This is a genomic window from Collinsella sp. CLA-JM-H32, from assembly GCF_040098165.1.
Lineage (GTDB): Bacteria > Actinomycetota > Coriobacteriia > Coriobacteriales > Coriobacteriaceae > Collinsella.
The window spans coordinates 23,379-39,027 of sequence record NZ_JBBNMZ010000002.1 but is presented as its reverse complement, the minus strand read 5'-3'; the positions used below and the strand labels follow the sequence as shown (position 1 = coordinate 39,027).

General features: G+C 62.0%; 15 protein-coding genes. 8 read left to right on the top strand and 7 right to left on the bottom strand.

Going from position 1 to position 15,649, the window contains the following annotated elements; genetic code table 11:
• Positions 1 to 17: 17 nt before the first annotated feature.
• The 3 genes from AAA021_RS01325 to AAA021_RS01315 all read left to right on the top strand — a co-directional run bounded on the left by AAA021_RS01325 (position 18) and on the right by AAA021_RS01315 (position 2,959).
• Complete coding sequence (locus AAA021_RS01325) at positions 18 to 1,361, top strand: 6-phospho-alpha-glucosidase (protein ID WP_055287031.1); 1,344 nt, start codon at positions 18 to 20, stop codon at positions 1,359 to 1,361.
• Positions 1,362 to 1,487: 126 nt separating this feature from the next.
• Positions 1,488 to 2,564, top strand: coding sequence for a redox-regulated ATPase YchF (gene ychF / locus AAA021_RS01320; protein ID WP_035136922.1), 1,077 nt, complete (start codon positions 1,488 to 1,490; stop codon positions 2,562 to 2,564).
• An 11-nt stretch (positions 2,565 to 2,575) separates the two neighbouring features.
• Positions 2,576 to 2,959, top strand: a complete 384-nt coding sequence (locus AAA021_RS01315) for a DUF1648 domain-containing protein (RefSeq protein ID WP_349087627.1) — start codon at positions 2,576 to 2,578, stop codon at positions 2,957 to 2,959.
• 9 nt (positions 2,960 to 2,968) lie between these two features.
• On the opposite strand, the gene AAA021_RS01310 is transcribed toward AAA021_RS01315, so the two are convergent.
• Positions 2,969 to 3,358 carry a hypothetical protein gene (locus AAA021_RS01310; protein ID WP_349087626.1) on the bottom strand — a complete coding sequence of 130 codons (390 nt, stop codon included), beginning with the start codon at positions 3,356 to 3,358 and terminating at the stop codon, positions 2,969 to 2,971.
• A gap of 76 nt (positions 3,359 to 3,434) precedes the next feature.
• On the opposite strand from AAA021_RS01310, the gene AAA021_RS01305 reads away from it, so the two are divergent.
• Positions 3,435 to 3,653, top strand: a complete 219-nt coding sequence (locus tag AAA021_RS01305) for a helix-turn-helix transcriptional regulator (RefSeq protein WP_035136926.1) — start codon at positions 3,435 to 3,437, stop codon at positions 3,651 to 3,653.
• A 22-nt stretch (positions 3,654 to 3,675) separates the two neighbouring features.
• Here AAA021_RS01305 and AAA021_RS01300 read toward each other — a convergent pair whose 3' ends face one another.
• Entirely contained in the window at positions 3,676 to 4,689 is a 1,014-nt protein-coding gene (locus AAA021_RS01300) for an asparaginase (RefSeq protein ID WP_349073793.1), read from the bottom strand.
• A gap of 267 nt (positions 4,690 to 4,956) precedes the next feature.
• Between AAA021_RS01300 and guaA the strand changes: the two genes are divergently transcribed.
• Positions 4,957 to 6,555, top strand: a complete 1,599-nt coding sequence (gene guaA / locus AAA021_RS01295; RefSeq protein WP_349087625.1) for a glutamine-hydrolyzing GMP synthase — start codon at positions 4,957 to 4,959, stop codon at positions 6,553 to 6,555.
• Between the two features lie 617 nt (positions 6,556 to 7,172).
• Here guaA and AAA021_RS01290 read toward each other — a convergent pair.
• Complete coding sequence (locus tag AAA021_RS01290; RefSeq protein WP_129423098.1) at positions 7,173 to 7,586, bottom strand: helix-turn-helix transcriptional regulator; 414 nt, start codon at positions 7,584 to 7,586, stop codon at positions 7,173 to 7,175.
• A 140-nt stretch (positions 7,587 to 7,726) separates the two neighbouring features.
• On the opposite strand from AAA021_RS01290, the gene AAA021_RS01285 reads away from it, so the two are divergent.
• The 3 genes from AAA021_RS01285 to AAA021_RS01275 are packed head-to-tail and all read left to right on the top strand — an operon-like array spanning position 7,727 to position 9,433.
• A complete protein-coding gene (locus AAA021_RS01285; RefSeq protein WP_006681531.1) occupies positions 7,727 to 7,930 on the top strand; it encodes a hypothetical protein in 204 nt (67 codons plus the stop codon).
• A gap of 1 nt (position 7,931) precedes the next feature.
• Positions 7,932 to 9,002: a site-specific integrase gene (locus tag AAA021_RS01280; RefSeq protein WP_349087624.1), complete on the top strand. Its 1,071-nt coding sequence runs from the start codon at positions 7,932 to 7,934 to the stop codon at positions 9,000 to 9,002.
• Positions 9,003 to 9,007: 5 nt separating this feature from the next.
• Positions 9,008 to 9,433, top strand: a complete 426-nt coding sequence (locus AAA021_RS01275; protein ID WP_099432718.1) for a hypothetical protein — start codon at positions 9,008 to 9,010, stop codon at positions 9,431 to 9,433.
• Positions 9,434 to 9,436: 3 nt separating this feature from the next.
• On the opposite strand, the gene AAA021_RS01270 is transcribed toward AAA021_RS01275, so the two are convergent.
• From AAA021_RS01270 to AAA021_RS01255, 4 genes are all read right to left on the bottom strand, one after another.
• Positions 9,437 to 11,140: a DUF262 domain-containing protein gene (locus tag AAA021_RS01270; protein ID WP_101677769.1), complete on the bottom strand. Its 1,704-nt coding sequence runs from the start codon at positions 11,138 to 11,140 to the stop codon at positions 9,437 to 9,439.
• Positions 11,141 to 11,210: 70 nt separating this feature from the next.
• Positions 11,211 to 13,154: an SNF2-related protein gene (locus tag AAA021_RS01265; RefSeq protein ID WP_101677770.1), complete on the bottom strand. Its 1,944-nt coding sequence runs from the start codon at positions 13,152 to 13,154 to the stop codon at positions 11,211 to 11,213.
• Positions 13,141 to 14,352 carry a hypothetical protein gene (locus tag AAA021_RS01260; protein ID WP_079535895.1) on the bottom strand — a complete coding sequence of 404 codons (1,212 nt, stop codon included), beginning with the start codon at positions 14,350 to 14,352 and terminating at the stop codon, positions 13,141 to 13,143. Before AAA021_RS01260 ends, AAA021_RS01265 begins: the two co-directional genes overlap by 14 nt.
• On the bottom strand, positions 14,339 to 15,517 hold the full coding sequence (locus AAA021_RS01255; RefSeq protein ID WP_101677771.1) for a hypothetical protein: 1,179 nt from the start codon (positions 15,515 to 15,517) through the stop codon (positions 14,339 to 14,341). Before AAA021_RS01255 ends, AAA021_RS01260 begins: the two co-directional genes overlap by 14 nt.
• Positions 15,518 to 15,649 lie beyond the last annotated feature (132 nt).

Sequence of the window (15,649 nt, the reverse complement as noted above, 5' to 3'; positions counted from 1 at the left end):
AGAATGAGGAGGACATCATGTCCAAGAAGAACTATGCCGTGACCATTGCCGGCGGTGGCTCCACCTTCACCCCGGGCATTGCCCTGATGCTGCTCGAGGAGCGCGACCGCTTCCCGGTCAACAAGGTGACCTTCTATGACAACAACGCCGAGCGCCAGGAGATCGTTGCCAAGGCGTGCGAGATCTACTTCCACGAGAACGCTCCCGAGGTTGAGTTCAACTACACCACCGACCCCGAAACCGCTTTTACCGGCACTGACTTCGTCCTTGCTCACATCCGCGTGGGTCTGTACGCCATGCGCGAGCTCGACGAGAAGATCCCCCTCAAGTACGGCTGCGTTGGTCAGGAGACCTGCGGTGCCGGCGGCATCGCCTACGGTATGCGCTCCATCGGCGGTGTCATCGAGATCCTGGACTACATGGAGAAGTACAGCCCCAACGCCTGGATGCTCAACTACTCCAACCCCGCGGCTATCGTCGCAGAGGCTTGCCGCGTGCTGCGTCCCAACAGCCGCATCATCAACATCTGTGACATGCCGATCGACCTCATGGATAAGATGAGCCGTATGTGCGGCATCAAGGATCGTCGCGAGCTGCAGTACAGCTACTACGGCCTCAACCACTTTGGTTGGTGGAGCAAGATCTACGACAAGGAGGGTAACGACCTCATGCCGCAGATCAAGGAGCACATGGCAAAGAACGGCTACTTGGACGGCATTGAGCACGAGGCCGGTAAGGAGCAGCACGTCGAGGAGAGCTGGATTCACACCTTCGGCAAGGCCAAGGATGTCTATGCTGTCGATCCCGAGACGATTCCCAATACCTACCTCAAGTATTACCTGTACCCGGACTATGTCGTCGAGACGTCTGACCCCAACTACACTCGCGCCAATGAGGTTATGGACGGCCGCGAGAAGAAGGTCTTTGGCGCTTGCCGCGACATCATCGCCAAGGGTACGGCCAAAGACGGCGGCTTTGAGCCAGATGTACATGCCAACTACATCGTCGACCTTGCCTGCGCACTGGCCGAGAATACGCTCGAGCGCTTCCTGCTGATCGTCCCCAACGATGGCGCTGTGCCCAACTTCGACCCGACGGCCATGGTCGAGGTGCCTTGCATCGTCGGTTCCAACGGCTTTGAGAAGATCTGCCAGGGCCCGATCCCGCAGTTCCAGAAGGGCCTGATGGAGCAGCAGGTTTCCGTCGAGAAGCTCGTTGTCCAGGCTTGGGTCGAGGGCAGCTACCAGAAGCTCTGGCAGGCACTCACGCTCTCCAAGACCATTCCTTCGGCGAGCGTTGCCAAGCAGATCCTGGACGAGCTCATCGAGGCCAACAAGGATTTCTGGCCCGAGCTTAAGTAAGGACTACTGTCTCGAACCTCACGCATCTCTGCTTCATTTGCGCCGCCGCGGTGTCCGGATTCGCCCGGATGCTGCGGCGGCGCTATACTTATGAGGTTTGAAGTACCTGTACCAAAAGGAGCTGTCGTGTCCCTTTCCATCGGTATCGTGGGCCTGCCCAACGTGGGCAAGTCGACGCTGTTCACCGCGCTTACCAAAAAGACCGGCCTTGCCGCCAACTATCCTTTTGCCACGATCGACCCCAACGTGGGTATCGTCGATGTGCCCGATAGCCGCCTGCAAAAGCTCGCCGACATCGTCAACCCCGGCCGCATTGTGCCGGCGACGGTCGAGTTTGTCGACATCGCTGGTCTGGTGAAGGGCGCTAACGAGGGCGAGGGCCTGGGCAACCAGTTCTTGGCAAACATCCGCGAGACCGACGCTATCTGCGAGGTCGTGCGCTACTTTAAGGACCCCAACGTCATGCGTGAGGTGGGCCGCACGGGCGAGTTCGTCGACCCCGCCGGCGATGCCGACACCATCATGACCGAGCTCATCCTGGCCGACATGGGCACGCTCGAGAAGCAACTGCCCAAGCTCGAGAAGGAGGCCAAGCGCGACAAGGAGCTCATGCCCAAGTTCGAGGTGGCCAAGCGCCTGCTTGCCTGGCTCAACGAAGGCAAGCGCGCCGCGTCCATGGAGATGACCGATGAGGAGCGTGCCGCCGCCAAGGGCCTGTTCCTGCTCACCATGAAGCCCATCCTGTATGTGGCCAACGTGGACGAGGATATGCTCAACGACGATCTGGCCCCCATCGACGGCGTCAAGCCGCTGCCTATCTGCGCCAAGATCGAGGCCGAGCTTTCCGAGCTCGATCCCGAGGACGCCGCCGACTACCTGGAGAGCCTGGGCTTGGAGCAGCCCGGCCTGGACGTGCTCGCTCAGGCTGCCTACAAGCTGCTCGGCCTGCAGTCGTTCTTTACGGCCGGCGAGATGGAGGTCAAGGCCTGGACGGTTCGTCAGGGTGCGACCGCCCCGCAGGCCGCCGGTGTCATCCACACCGACTTTGAGCGCGGCTTTATTAAGGCCGAGGTCATTGGCTATGACGACTACATCGAGCTCGGCGGCGAGCAGGGCGCCAAGGCCGCCGGCAAGCTGCGTATTGAGGGCAAGGACTATGTCATGGCCGATGGCGACGTCGTGCACTTCCGCTTTAACGTGTAAGGGCGACGCGCATGTTTAAATATGGCAAAAAAGCCGGCTACATGGGCATCGCGCTGCTGGTGCTTGCGGTGCTTCCGCTGGTGGTCGCAGCGTTTGTAATCCCCAACATTGGCCCCGAGGTGGCAACGAAGTTTAATGCCGCCGGCGAGGCGACGCGCTGGGGCAAGAGCTACGAGCTGCTGGCGCTTCCGGTGCTCAACCTGCTGCTGAGCGTGGCAACGTACTTTACGGCGGGACGCCAGGCAAAGAACAATGATGACTCCGCCGCCATGGCGCGCATTGTGTGCGAGCGTTACCTGCGTAACGGTTGCATCACGGGTGTGTTCCTCAACGTGATCAACGTTTACTTTATGTACTCGGCGATTACCGGAACGGGCTTTGGCCTGGGCTTTTAGCATGCGCCTTTAGGCAACGAGCCTGCAAGCATATTCGATGGCTGCTGCGAGGCCGCCGCTCGATCGTGGTTGAAAGACCACGTCGGCGGCGGCCTCGTTTTCGTATCCGGCGCCACGAAGGGCGAGTGCGATGCCGGCTTCTAGAAGGAGCGGCAGGCCGCGTTGGCTGGTTGCGATTACGGCAGCCTGATTGAGCAAGCAGCTGTGCGTTTGGCATTGAATGGCAAGTTCACCTTGCGCCGGGCAAGGGGCCAGAACGGTGGCGACGCGACTTGATAGCAATGCAAATGCTGTGCGCTCATCGGGCGAAAGGCATTCAGCTTCAACGACGACGAGCTTGGGCGGTGCGCTGTTTGTGCGAAGCGTGGCTCGGTACATGCGGACCGAAGAACCCGACATAGAAAACTCCTGTGTATTCGGCAAAACGTAAACTATAGTTTACGTTTATGTTCGGCTCCATTTCAAACTCGGCTGCATGGACGAACGTGCGAAACAGATTCTTGGCAGGCGGGTCGAAGAGACACGCAGGGACCTTGGTATCTCCAAGGTTGATTTTTGTGTGGCGACAGGAATCAGCCGACCCTACCTCGACCGAATCGAAGATGGGACGGCAAATTTCACGCTCAAGGTTCTATTTAAGATCGCGCCCGCACTCGGCATGACGGTGTCAGAGCTTCTCGAGGGCATCGAATAGGGGATACCCGTCGACAACTGAATTACGCCATCGGGATACGGTCGTGGTTGACTTGGCTGTAGAACAGGCGCTGGATCTCGGCCGCATCGCGTGACTGGCCGAGTGCCCACATGGTCTTGGCCACGAGCGTCTCGGTGGTCATGTCGTCGCCGCGCAGAATGCCCGGATGATCGGCGTAAGCACGGCCGACCTCATAAACGCCCAGATCGAGGCCCTCTTCGGGGACCTGCGTGGTCATAACGACGGTGCGACCCGAATCGACCCAGCGGAAAATTGCCTCTTGGAACGACTCGCCCGACTCGCCAAACTCGGGGATACCGCCAATGCCAAAGGTCTCCAGAATCACGGCGTCGTAGCTGTCGGCAAGGGCGTCGAGGATGCCCGGGTTCACGCCGGGCGTAAGCTTGAGTACAAATACGCGCGGGTCGATGCTGTCGTAGAAACGCACCGGGTTTTCGCCCAGATGAGTGCCGTGGAGCCCGTTGCGCACGATGCGGTCGTTGCGGATGTAGGCAATGGGCGGATAGTTCACACTAATGAATGCGTTAAAGCTCATGGTGCGCTGCTTGCGGGCGCGCGTGCCGGCAATGGCTACGCCGCCAAACACGATCGAGACGTCGTGCGAATGCTCGTCGAGCGCATAGAGCAGGCTCTGGTACAGATTGAGCTTGGCATCGGTAAAGGGATTGCCCATGGGCTTTTGCGAGCCGGTGAGCACGATGGGCTTGGGGCTGTCCTGAATCAGATAGGAAAGCGCCGCCGCGGTGTAGCTCATGGTGTCGGTGCCGTGCAGGACCACAAACCCGTCGTGGTCGGCATAGCCCTCGACGATGACGTCGCGGATACGCATCCAGTCGCTCGGGCGCATATTGGTGCTGTCGATGTTCATGGGCTGCACCACGTCGAGCTCGCAGAGGTCCGAGATCTCGGGGACGCTCTGGGCGAGCTCCTCACCGGTCAGGGCGGGGGAGAGGCCGTTGCCGTCCTCGGTCGATGCGATGGTGCCGCCCGTGGCGATGAGAAGGATGCGCTTCATGCTGGTATTCCTATCGTATTTGCCGCCGCAAGGGCGGAGTCGTTCGGCAGTATTGTGGCACAGGGCGTCCAATGTTCAAACGTATTACATCATCTGTAACGTTTGGCAACACTTCAATTGCCGTCAAATAAGGGCCTAGGTCGTGCGTTTGCCGTGCGCTGATGGCTGCGAGGGGCGAGAAACCCCATATAACGTGTACACTATGAAGGCTATTTTCGTTCATTCACGCGGGTGGGCACCGGCTCCCCGCCAACAAGAGGGGGAACCATGGATCAAAAGGCTTCCGCAAAGGTCCTCGTACTCGACTTTGGTGCGCAGTACGGTCAGCTCATTGCCCGTCGCGTCCGCGACCTCAACGTGTATTCCGAGATTGTCCCCTGCGACATCTCGGCCGACGAGATTCGCGAGATGAACGCCTCTGCGCTCATCCTTTCTGGCGGTCCGGCTTCCGTGTATGCCGAGGACGCTCCGTCTATCGATCCCGCCATCTTTGACCTGGGCCTTCCCGTCCTGGGCTTCTGCTACGGCCATCAGATCACGGCCGTGACGCTCGGCGGCAAGGTCGGCCACTCCGAGGTGGGCGAGTACGGCCGCGCCACCATCACGCGCACGGCCGGCGCCAAGCTCTTTAACTCCACGCCCATGGAGCAGACCGTGTGGATGAGCCACCGCGACGCCGTTTCCGAGGTGCCCGAGGGCTTTACCGTTACCGCCAGCACTGACGTGTGCCCGGTTGCTGCCATGGAGTGCGTCGAGCGCAAGATTTTCACCACGCAGTTCCACCCCGAGGTCAAGCACTCCGAGTATGGTCAGCAGCTGCTGAGCAACTTCCTGTTTGAGATCTGCGGCCTGGAGCCCAACTGGAGTATGGACAACCTGGTCGAGACCATGACGGCCGAGTTCCGCGAGAAGGTCGGCGACGACCGCGTGATTCTGGCCCTGTCCGGTGGCGTCGACTCCTCCGTCGTGGCTGCGCTGGGCGCTCGCGCCGTGGGCAAGCAGATGACCTGCGTGTTCATCAACCACGGTCTGCTGCGCAAGGGCGAGCCCGAGCAGGTGGAGGAGGTCTTCACCAAGCAGTTCGACGTCGACTTTATCCACGTCCACGCCGAGGACCGCTATGCCGAGCTTCTGGCCGGCGTGACCGAGCCCGAGGAGAAGCGCCGCATCATCGGTACGCAGTTCTGGAAAGAGTTCTTCGCCGTGGCTCAGCAGCTCGAGACCGATGGCAAGCCGGTCAAGTACCTGGCTCAGGGCACCATCTACCCCGACATCATCGAGTCCGGCGCTCGCAAGACGGGCGGCAAGACGGCCACCATCAAGAGCCATCACAACCTGATCCCGTTCCCCGAGGGCGTGCACTTCGACCTTATTGAGCCGCTCGATCACTTCTTTAAGGACGAGGTCCGTGCACTTGGTCTGGCGCTGGGCCTGCCGGGTCACATCGTGTTCCGTCAGCCTTTCCCGGGTCCGGGTCTGGCCATCCGCATCATCGGCGCGATCGACAAGGAGAAGCTCGAGATCCTCAAGAACGCCGACGCTATCGTGCGCGAGGAGCTCGACGCCTACAACCAGCGCCTGTATGAGCAGACCGGCGAGCGTAACTCCGAGCACAGCTGCTGGCAGTATTTTGCGGTTCTGCCCGACATCAAGTCCGTCGGCGTTATGGGTGACGAGCGCACCTACCAGCGCCCGATCATCCTGCGTGCCGTCGAGTCCAGCGATGCCATGACCGCCGACTGGGCCAAACTGCCTTACGACGTCCTGGCCCGCATCTCCGGCCGCATCGTTGCTGAGGTCCCCGGCGCCAACCGCGTGTGCTACGACATCACGTCTAAGCCGCCCGCGACGATCGAGTGGGAGTAGTCTGACAGGGTTCTGACCTGTATTTTTGAGTGCCGCACTGTGCTGCTGAGTTTCGTTTTGTACGAGAGTCACGGCAAAGCCGCCAGCGACATTGGTGAGTAAATCCGATTATCGAGCCTCTGTTCCCGCGTCGGAACGGAGGCTTTTTCTTTGGCTATTTACTCCCTTTCACCTGCAATTTCGCGATTTACTCCCCGTGTTTCGAGACGGCAAGGCACGGGGCGGTATTCGGAGGAATGGGAGTAAGGATTTATCCCGAGTGAGTAGACGCGCGATTTTTGTCCCCGAGAACGAAAAGGGGCCGTTTTAGGTCCTTTGAAACTCAAATCGAACTCAATAGGCCTTTTGACGGTCTCTGTGCGGCGTTTTCCCAGGTCGTTAATGGGGAGTAAAGAATCTCACCGTCTCAAGGAAAGCGGGAGTAATCAGGGGAAATGCCGCGGGGTACCGCCGTGTGCCGCCATGTAAGCCACCGCGTCATTTACTCCCCAGGTGCGCCGAAAATGCCTTTGCATGCAATGGGGAGTAAAAACTCAACATACGCAGGCGTGAGCGGCGCTCACCGCCTAGCTTGGCGTCCTGATTCGGTTGCGCTGGTTGCGAAATGCGGGGAGCCGCTACAGCGAGGCTTTCCAGTCCTCGTATTCGTCGGCGTCGATCTCGCCGTTCTCGAGCTGCGCGCGCTTCTCTGCCCACAGCTCGATCGCCGTCGCGGCTTTGGGCGCGTGCGGAGCCTTGGGGTTCAGGGAGAGGCCCGTGCCGTCGGCGGAGGGAACGATGCCGAACGAGTCCTCGAGCCGCACGAGCAGCGACATGAGGTCGCCCGCGGTCTCGACGCCATAGTCCTTGAGGGCGTTGACGGACACGCCGAGCGCCGCGGAGATGGACTCGAGCAGCTCGGGCTTGACGGCGCGGATGCCGCTCTCGTAGTGGCGCACGGCCCCCTCGGTCAGGCCGACGGCCTCGGCGAGTTGAGCCTGCGTCATGCCGCGCGACTTGCGGTACCGCCTTATGTTTTTGCCTACGGACATGCGCCCTCCTCCTGGAATTACGTATCAGCACATCTTATCAGCGTACGTAAATGTACGCAATTCTATTGACAGTACAGATACGTACGTTTACTCTGAATCTGTAAACCGTACGTATTCGTACGCCATTGATTGGAGGAGCCATGGACGAGAAGGTGGCGAAGACGCCGAGGCCGCACATGCTGGACGCCGACGAGGTCGCGGAGCTGCTGAGGATCAAGAAAGGCAGCGCCTACGAGGTGATCAGGAAGATAAACGCCGAGCAGGAGGCGCGCGGGCGCGTGGTTATCCGCGGACGCGTCCGGAGCGACGTCTTCGACGCCCTGTACTTCCCGGAGGTGGACTGACATGCCCGTGTACAAGGATGGCAACAACGGCACGTTCTACGTGCAGTGCTACTACCGCGACGCCCGCGGCTCGAAGCGCCACAAGACGAAGCGCGGCTTCTCCTCCGAGGTGGAGGCCGCAGTGTGGGAGAGCCAGTTCAAGAGCCTTAACGGCGGGGCCATGGACATGACGTTCTCCGAGTTCGTCGAGGTGTACGCCTCCGAGGTGAAGCCGCGCGTACGCGAGCACACGTGGATCACCAAGGAGTACATCATCAGCGACAAGCTCGTGCCGTTCTTCGGGGACATGCGCATGTGCGACGTGAGGCCGATAGACGTCATCAGGTGGCAAAACGAGCTCACCGAGCACCGGGACGCCGACGGGAAGCCCTGGGCGCCGACGTACCTGCGCACGGTGAACAACCAGCTCAACGCCATCTTCAACCACGCCGAGCGCTACTACGGCCTCACCGACAACCCGGTGCGCAGGGTCGACAAGATAGGCTCGAAGAAGGGCGGCGAGATGCAGTTCTGGACCAAGGACGAGTACCTGAGGTTCAGCGAGGCGGTCATGGACAAGCCGCTGTCGTTCCACGCCTTCGAGCTGCTGTACTGGACGGGCATCCGCTGCGGCGAGCTCCTGGCGCTCACGCCGTCCGACTTCATGCTGGATAGCTCGCGGCTGCGCATCAACAAGTCGTACCAGAGCCTCCGCGGCGTGGACACCGTGACCGACCCCAAGACGCCCAAGTCCGTGCGCACGATCGTCATGCCCGCCTTCCTTCGCGACGAGATGGCGGACTTCATCGAGATGCGCGACGACGTCGCCCCCGACGAGCGCCTGTTCGCCGTGACCAAGCACTTCCTGGCCCACGAGATGGAGCGCGGGTGCAAGGCGTCGGGCGTGAAGCGCATCCGCGTGCACGACATACGCCACAGCCACGTGAGCCTGCTGATCGAGATGGGCTTCTCCGCGCTGGCCATCGCCGAGCGCATGGGCCACGAGGCGGTGGACATCACCTACCGCTACGCGCACCTGTTCCCCACGAAGCAGGACGAGATGGCCGCCGCGCTCGATGGAGCGAGGGGGTAAGCAAGATGCCGTGCGAGAACAGCGCCCGCAAGCGCAGCAAGACGATGGCGTTTCGCTGCACGCCCGAGGAGCACAAGCTCATATGCGAGATGGCAGCCTGGAGCGGCATGAGCAGGCAGGACTACATCATCGCCAAGCTCACCGATACCCAGGTCGAGGTGAGGCCCTCTGTAAGCGTGCAGAAGGCGTTGAAGGACTCGATGGCGGAGTTGTCCAAGGAAGTACGGCTGGCGGCCTCCTACGGCGAGCTGAGCGAGTCCCTGCAGCAGAGGATCGAGCTCGTGATGAGGTTCTTCCTGGCGCTCGGCGAGGGGGTTGAGGCACCAGTGACGGAAGCGCCACCGCAAACCTCGCATTTGGAAGAGCCGACAACATCCGTCATGGATGCGGGCTCCGACACCGCAAGCATCTTCGAGATGGGGCGCATGTAAGGTTTAACGCCAGACCTCCAACGCCTTGTCCGCAAGCCATTCGGCGCGATCGGCGATATCGCCCTCGTCCCAAGACTCCTTCTCCAGGGCGCCGGCCATGGTCGCAAGGCCGGCGGCGCAGAGGGCAAGACCGTCCTTGTATCCCTTTCCCTGCTTCTTGGTGGGCCAATCGGCATCGCGGATGGAGGCGTTGAGCGAATGCGTGATGATGGCGAGGTTGCCGAGCGTGAGGAGCTTCCTGTCCCTTCGCGTGGCAGCCTCATCGTCGAGGGCTCCCCATTTGTTGCGCCACTTCTTGGGCATCATGTGTTCGAGGGTGTACTGGTTGAACCCGAGCAGGGCCGTGCTGCTCATGCCTGGGCGAATGGCGCTTTCCAGCAGATAGAGGACGCCCTTGGACTGAAGGTTGTACAGACACGATTCCTCGAACGCCCTTCGAACCTCGTCATCGCCGGGCATGTACGTCGTCGCCTCTTCGTTTGCTTCAAGAGCCTTCCTCAGCGTCTCCGCGTCCTTCACCTCGTTCAGGATCAGCGAGGTGAACAGCCTGTTGTAGTTCTTCGTGGTCGCCTGAACCAGCGTTCGGCGGACGATGTAGCTCTCAAGCAGGGCGAAGACCTCGGATTCCTCGCCCGAAGACTCCGCGTTCTTGCGAACGTAGAGCACGTACGGGATGAGCGTCGAGTTCTTGAGGCCGAATATCAGCACGTTCAGGCGCTCGACGCCGGGAGCGGAGGGGATGTCCGCGTCGCAGTAGCCGGGGTCGAACGTGGACTCGAACACCTCGGCATACGCCTTCATGCTGTCGAGGATCTCGTCCTTGTCTCCGTTGCAGTACCTGCCGATGAAGTCCTTGTAGGACTGGAAGAGGTTGGACGTGCGCGAATAGAAGAGCTTGTCCTCGGTCGTGACGCCGCGCTTCTTGTCCTGAACCAGGATCTGGAGGAACGCGTCGAAGAACAGGTCGACGAGCGTGCGCTTGATGCGCCCGGTAACGACCTCCTGCTCCCAATACTCCCTCTTCTCCGCCGTGGGTTCGAAGACGTCCTCCCAGCACTCCTTGAACGCCTGCTCGTTCTCGCGGTTGAAGAAGTAGTTCTTGAGGAGCTCCGCCGTCGTCAGGCGCACCCCGAGCGAGTTGATGGTGTCGAATATCTGCTGCTCGTCCTCGCCCTCGGTGAGATCGATGCAGACGAACTGGACGTTCGACTTGATCGTGTTCCTGTCGACCTTCTCTGGGTCGATGTTCTTGAGGAAATAGTTGTAGGCAAGGACGATGGACGAGGAGCCCTCGACAGGCTCGCAGCCCGTGGCGCTGACGACCTTCTCGAAATCCTGCCGGTCGTACTTGCCATGTCTCAAGGCGACTTCGCCGGTCTCCAGGACGAAATCTCGCTCGAACAGCCTATCGGCGTCGATTCTCGCGCAGAGTGCCTTGAAGAAGATGACCATGGTCGTGAGGCGCTGCTGGCCGTCGATGACTGTGCGAACCTCGGACACCTCGGACCAAGTGTTGCCGGAGGAGGCTTGCTTCAGGATGATCGAGCCCAGGAAATAAGGTCGCTTCGAAGCCGTGACGAACTCCATGTCGCCGAGGAAGCGCTCCCATTGCTCTTCTCCCCAGACGTACGCCCTTTGGTAGAAAGGTATTTCGAGCAGGCGCGATCCGTTGAACACGCCGCTTATCGTAGATTTTCCTGCATCCATCCTTAAAGCCCTATCTTTCCTTCGCAGTTGTTACTTATGAGCCAATATCGTCAGTGCGCCGTTCGGCCTCTTAGTATTCCAGGCTCTTGGCATCTTCTCCCAGCAGGCGCTCGAAGACGATACGCAGGTCCTCGTCATCGAGGTAGCCGCCCTCAAGGCAGCCGCGGTCGATGGCGTCGAGCATCGTCTGCTCCTTCTCCTTCAAGCGGTCGTAGATCACGGCGTCGAGGGATAGCTCCCTGCCGTCGCGCATGAACTTCTCGCGCATGAAGTAGTAGCGCGTCTTCTGGTCGTCGGGCAGGCCCAGACGGTGTATGCGGTCCTTTGACTGCAGCAGGTGCACCAAGTTGTAGCTGTACTCGAAATACACCGCGTCGTGGCAGACGCTGTGCAGAGAGACCGACTCGGCAAGCGTCTGCGGGTTGGTCACGAGCACCCTGAAGCGCCCCGCGCGGAAGTCGTCCAGAATCTCGCGTCTCTCTTCCTGTGGCGTGGCGCCGTAGATCGCCTCTGCCGGAATCCCCATGGCGGCGAGGTCGCGGCGGAGGTTGCTGATGCTGCGTACGAAGATGCACCATACTATGACGGGGCGGCCTTCGGCGACGATGCGCTCCACGAGCCGCTCGCACGCCACGAGCTTCGAGCTCGGGCGGCTTCGCTCGATGGCCTCGTAGAACGTCTGCGAGAAGTCGACGTAGTCGATATCCGAGTAGTCATCGCCGACCTGGTCGAGCACGTACTCGAGGTCGCCTGGGTCCACTGCAGAGCAGAGCATCTCGGGGTCGCTCTCGAGCTGCAGGGTGCGTATGATCCTCGCGAGCGCGTTGGGGCAAGACGCGTACAGGACTCGCAGCAATGTGTCCTCATCGGGCGTCGCCTCGACCTCCACGATCTCGTCGGGCTCCGGGCGCGGCACGCCGAGCTCGTCCTTGTTCGTTCGGCAGAAGAAGGGCGCCAGGCTGTCGTTGAGGCTTGCCTGGAGGTCCGCATCGGGCGCGCGGAGCTCGCCCGGCTCGTAGCCGAAGAACGTGTCGTAGTCCTCGGGGTACAGGATGTGCAGCAGGTTGTAGATGTCCTGGTAGGTGTTCGGGATGGGCGTTCCCGTAAGGGCGATCACGAACTTCGCGCCGTCGGCCGCCTCGAGCGCGGCTTCCGCGCGCCTGCCGCCGATGGCCTTCACCCGGTGCACCTCGTCGAAGACGAGCAGGGTCTGGTCGGGGATGATGGCATGCAGCTCCCGCACGTAGCCCGAGAGCGACTCGTAGTTGAACGTGAACAGGTTGCACGCGCCGCTGTCGAGCGACAGCGCGTTGCGCCTGCGCTCGGTCGACATCGCCGCTATGGCGGGGTCTCCCAGCGAGAAGCAGCTCAAAGGCAGCTTATCCCCGAAGGTGGCGACCCACTCCTTCTCCCACGACTCGAAGCCGTTCTTGGGGCAAACCACCACGATGCGGCGCGCGAGCCCCAAATGGCGAAGGTAGGCGAACACGCCGAGCACCGTCGCGGTCTTGCCGGCGCCGGGCACCGAGAAGTCGGCCGCGCGCCCAACCGTCGCCATGAAGAAGGCGTCGAGCATCTGCCGGTCGCGCAGGGGACGCACCATCGAGGCGTTCACTACGTCGCGGAACTCCCGGAAGCGCGGCCCCAGCTGGGGGTCGTCGGCGATGCCCTCGGCGGTCTGCGCCTTGATGGCCAACCCCACCTCGGAGCGCTCGCGGATGTAGGTCTCGCCGGCGTTCACGAAGGCGCCGAAGCTCGGGTCAACCGCGACCTCGACGCCGTGGCCGTCGGCCTCCATGATCGCCTCGAGCATGTCCTGGCACTCGCGAAGGCCCATGCCGCCGTCGAGTAGGATGCGGTCGCGATCGGTGCCGTCGACGGCGCTCGCCGGGTAGTACAGCCAGGCGCGCCATGCGGCCGAGGCCATGAACGAGGCGATGTCTTGCCCCTCGATGCGCAGGTACATGCCGGGGCGCGCCTCGTCGTAGCAGACGACGGCCCTAGGCGCGCTCATCGATCTCACCGATCAGCTCTTCCACCTTGTCGGCGACGGCAACGAGGTTGCGGCGCACCTTCTCGAGCTCGTCGGGTCCCAGCACGTCGAGCATCTCGGGAAGGATCTTCTCGAGCTCGGAGAGGCAGTCGGCGGATTTCTTGGCGGGCGTGTCCATGAGCTTGACGCGGCGCACGGTCTCTCTTGCGCGGTCGCCTGCGCGCTTGAAGCCGTCGACGAGGTTGCCGTCCGAGCGCAGCTCGCTCACCTTCTCGCGCGTGAGGGCGTCGGGACCCATCTTCTCGAGGAGCTCGGACATGGCCTGCAGCTCGGCGGCCTTGAAGTCGGCCTCCGCATCCGTGCCTGCCACGCTGCCGAAGTCTCTCACGTATCGGGTGATGTCGCCCTCGGGCTGCACCACCATGTTGGCGAACATGAGTCGTTTGACAAGCTGTTTGTCGCGCCTGTTGTCGTACTTCTTCAGCACGCGGCTGAACTCGCCCAAGGGGCCATCGACCTTGAGGGCGCGGGCGAGGTGGTACTGCTCGGGGGCCTGGCAGAATTCGAGGAACTCCTCCATGTACTGGGCGCGGTCGACGAGTTTTTTCACCTCCGCCTCGGTCATGCCCGTCGCGTTGCCGTACTCCGCAGGGGTTATGAGGTGGTTCTTAACCACGTCGCGGTATACGCCGACGAGGCGGTCGACGGGATCGTACGCCACCTTCTCCTCTTCGCCGATTTGGATGGCGAGCTCGAGCAGCTTGATGCGCTTGGGGTCGCTGCCTGTGGCGTCGTCGAGGATGGCGGCCTCGAACCAGCCCGCCTCGTTGTTCGCCCGCGCGAGGCGGCGGACGCAGGTCAGGCGTCGGTTGCCGTCGATGACGCGTCCGTCGTTGAGCACGATGCCCGGCCTAAGCTGGCCGCGAAGGGCGATGCTCTTCTCGGTCTTCCTGAGCGCGCCGGGGTTGCTCTCGACGATGAAGTCCTCGATGACGCCGTTGTACTCGTCGCGGCCAAGGGCGAGCAGATCCGCGCCCTGCGCGGAGTTGTACTCGCTTACCCAAGTGGCGATGCGGTCGTTCTGGTCGTTGTAGAACAGCAGATCGCACTTGATGCGGTAGATGTCGAAGTCGCGCGTCACGTTGTCGATGGAGTGCTTCTCCTTGCGACCCGTCGGCAGGACGTTGCCAGTCGCGATCCCTTCCTCAAGCAAGCTCATTTCGTGCCTCCTTCTTCCATGCCTCCATGGATGAGTAATATGCGTCCCCGATGTCGTCGTAGTAGACGTCGGAGTTGTAAATGGTCGTCGTCAGAAGCGGTGCCGGGCACGTGATGCCCAGATCGTTCGCGAGCAGTCTCGGCAGGTCATCGCGCTCGATTCCCTCATGGTGGGCGACGATCCACTCGATGAGGTCGGCTGCGGAAAGCCGCCCCTCGCCTCCGGCGACGAACACCTTGGTTCCGGCGAGCGTGCAGCTGCGCAGGAGCCCTCCCGCGTCGAGCAGTCCCTCGTAGAAGTCGTCGGGCATGTCCAGCCCGTACAGCGGATGCGGAGTGGCGCCGCCCGCGCGCAGGCTCGCCACGGTGAAGGGCTCGCCTTCGGGCGCATCCACGCTCACCGCGGGCGCGTACGACTCGATGTCCGCCATGCGCGCGCCTAGCACGTCGTGCAGCCGCGAGAACGAGATGTAGCTGTCGCCCTCGTAGAGAAGTAAGCGGTGGTCCGAAAGCGCCTGGCGCAGCACCTGGCGGAAGGCGGGGTGCTGCCACACGGCGTTCTCGAAGCCGGCGTCGCCCTTCGCGAAAGACGGATGCTCGGCCAGCAGCCGCGTGAAGTGGTCGTTCGGGGTGCTCCCTTCTCGGAAGAGCAAGCCGCGGTCCTCGTAGTAGCCCGCATCCTCGATGCCGCGGTCGAGCGCTTCGGGCGGATCGTCGGGAAACTCGAAGGCGAAGCGCCGACGCACGAGGCCTTCGTCGCAGATGCGGCCGGCAAGCTCCCGGGCAAGGAAGCCCTCGAGGGTGGGTGCCTCGCGCTCGGTGTCGTGCGCTACGGGCACATCCGCACGGGAGGCCGGGGCGCCCGTCGGGCATTCAGCGACCTCGACGCCAAGCCACTCCGAGAAGCTCACGTCCGCGGGCTCGGCGAACAGGTCGAGCCATATCGCGGCGATGCCTGCGCTGAAGCCGTATTCGCGCTCGTAGGCTTTCGCGGCGACGTTTCTGGGCTCGTCCGCATGGCGCTCGGCGAAGGCGCGCACCTGACGGCGGCGGTCGACCTTGCCGAACCCGACAGAGAGGTGGTCGCCCAGGGTGACGCCCTCGTCTGCGTTCCAGAAGACCTGCTTCAGCTCATCGTAGAGAGCGATGGGCGTGGTGATCCCCACGCGCCTTAGCTCATTGCGCGAGACGCGAAAGACTAGACGGGCGCAAAGTTCGGTATCCTCACGCCGTGCCGCACTCACCGCCGCTCGCGCAGCCTCTGCACGCCCATCCTGTTTGCTGTCGACTACTTCCGC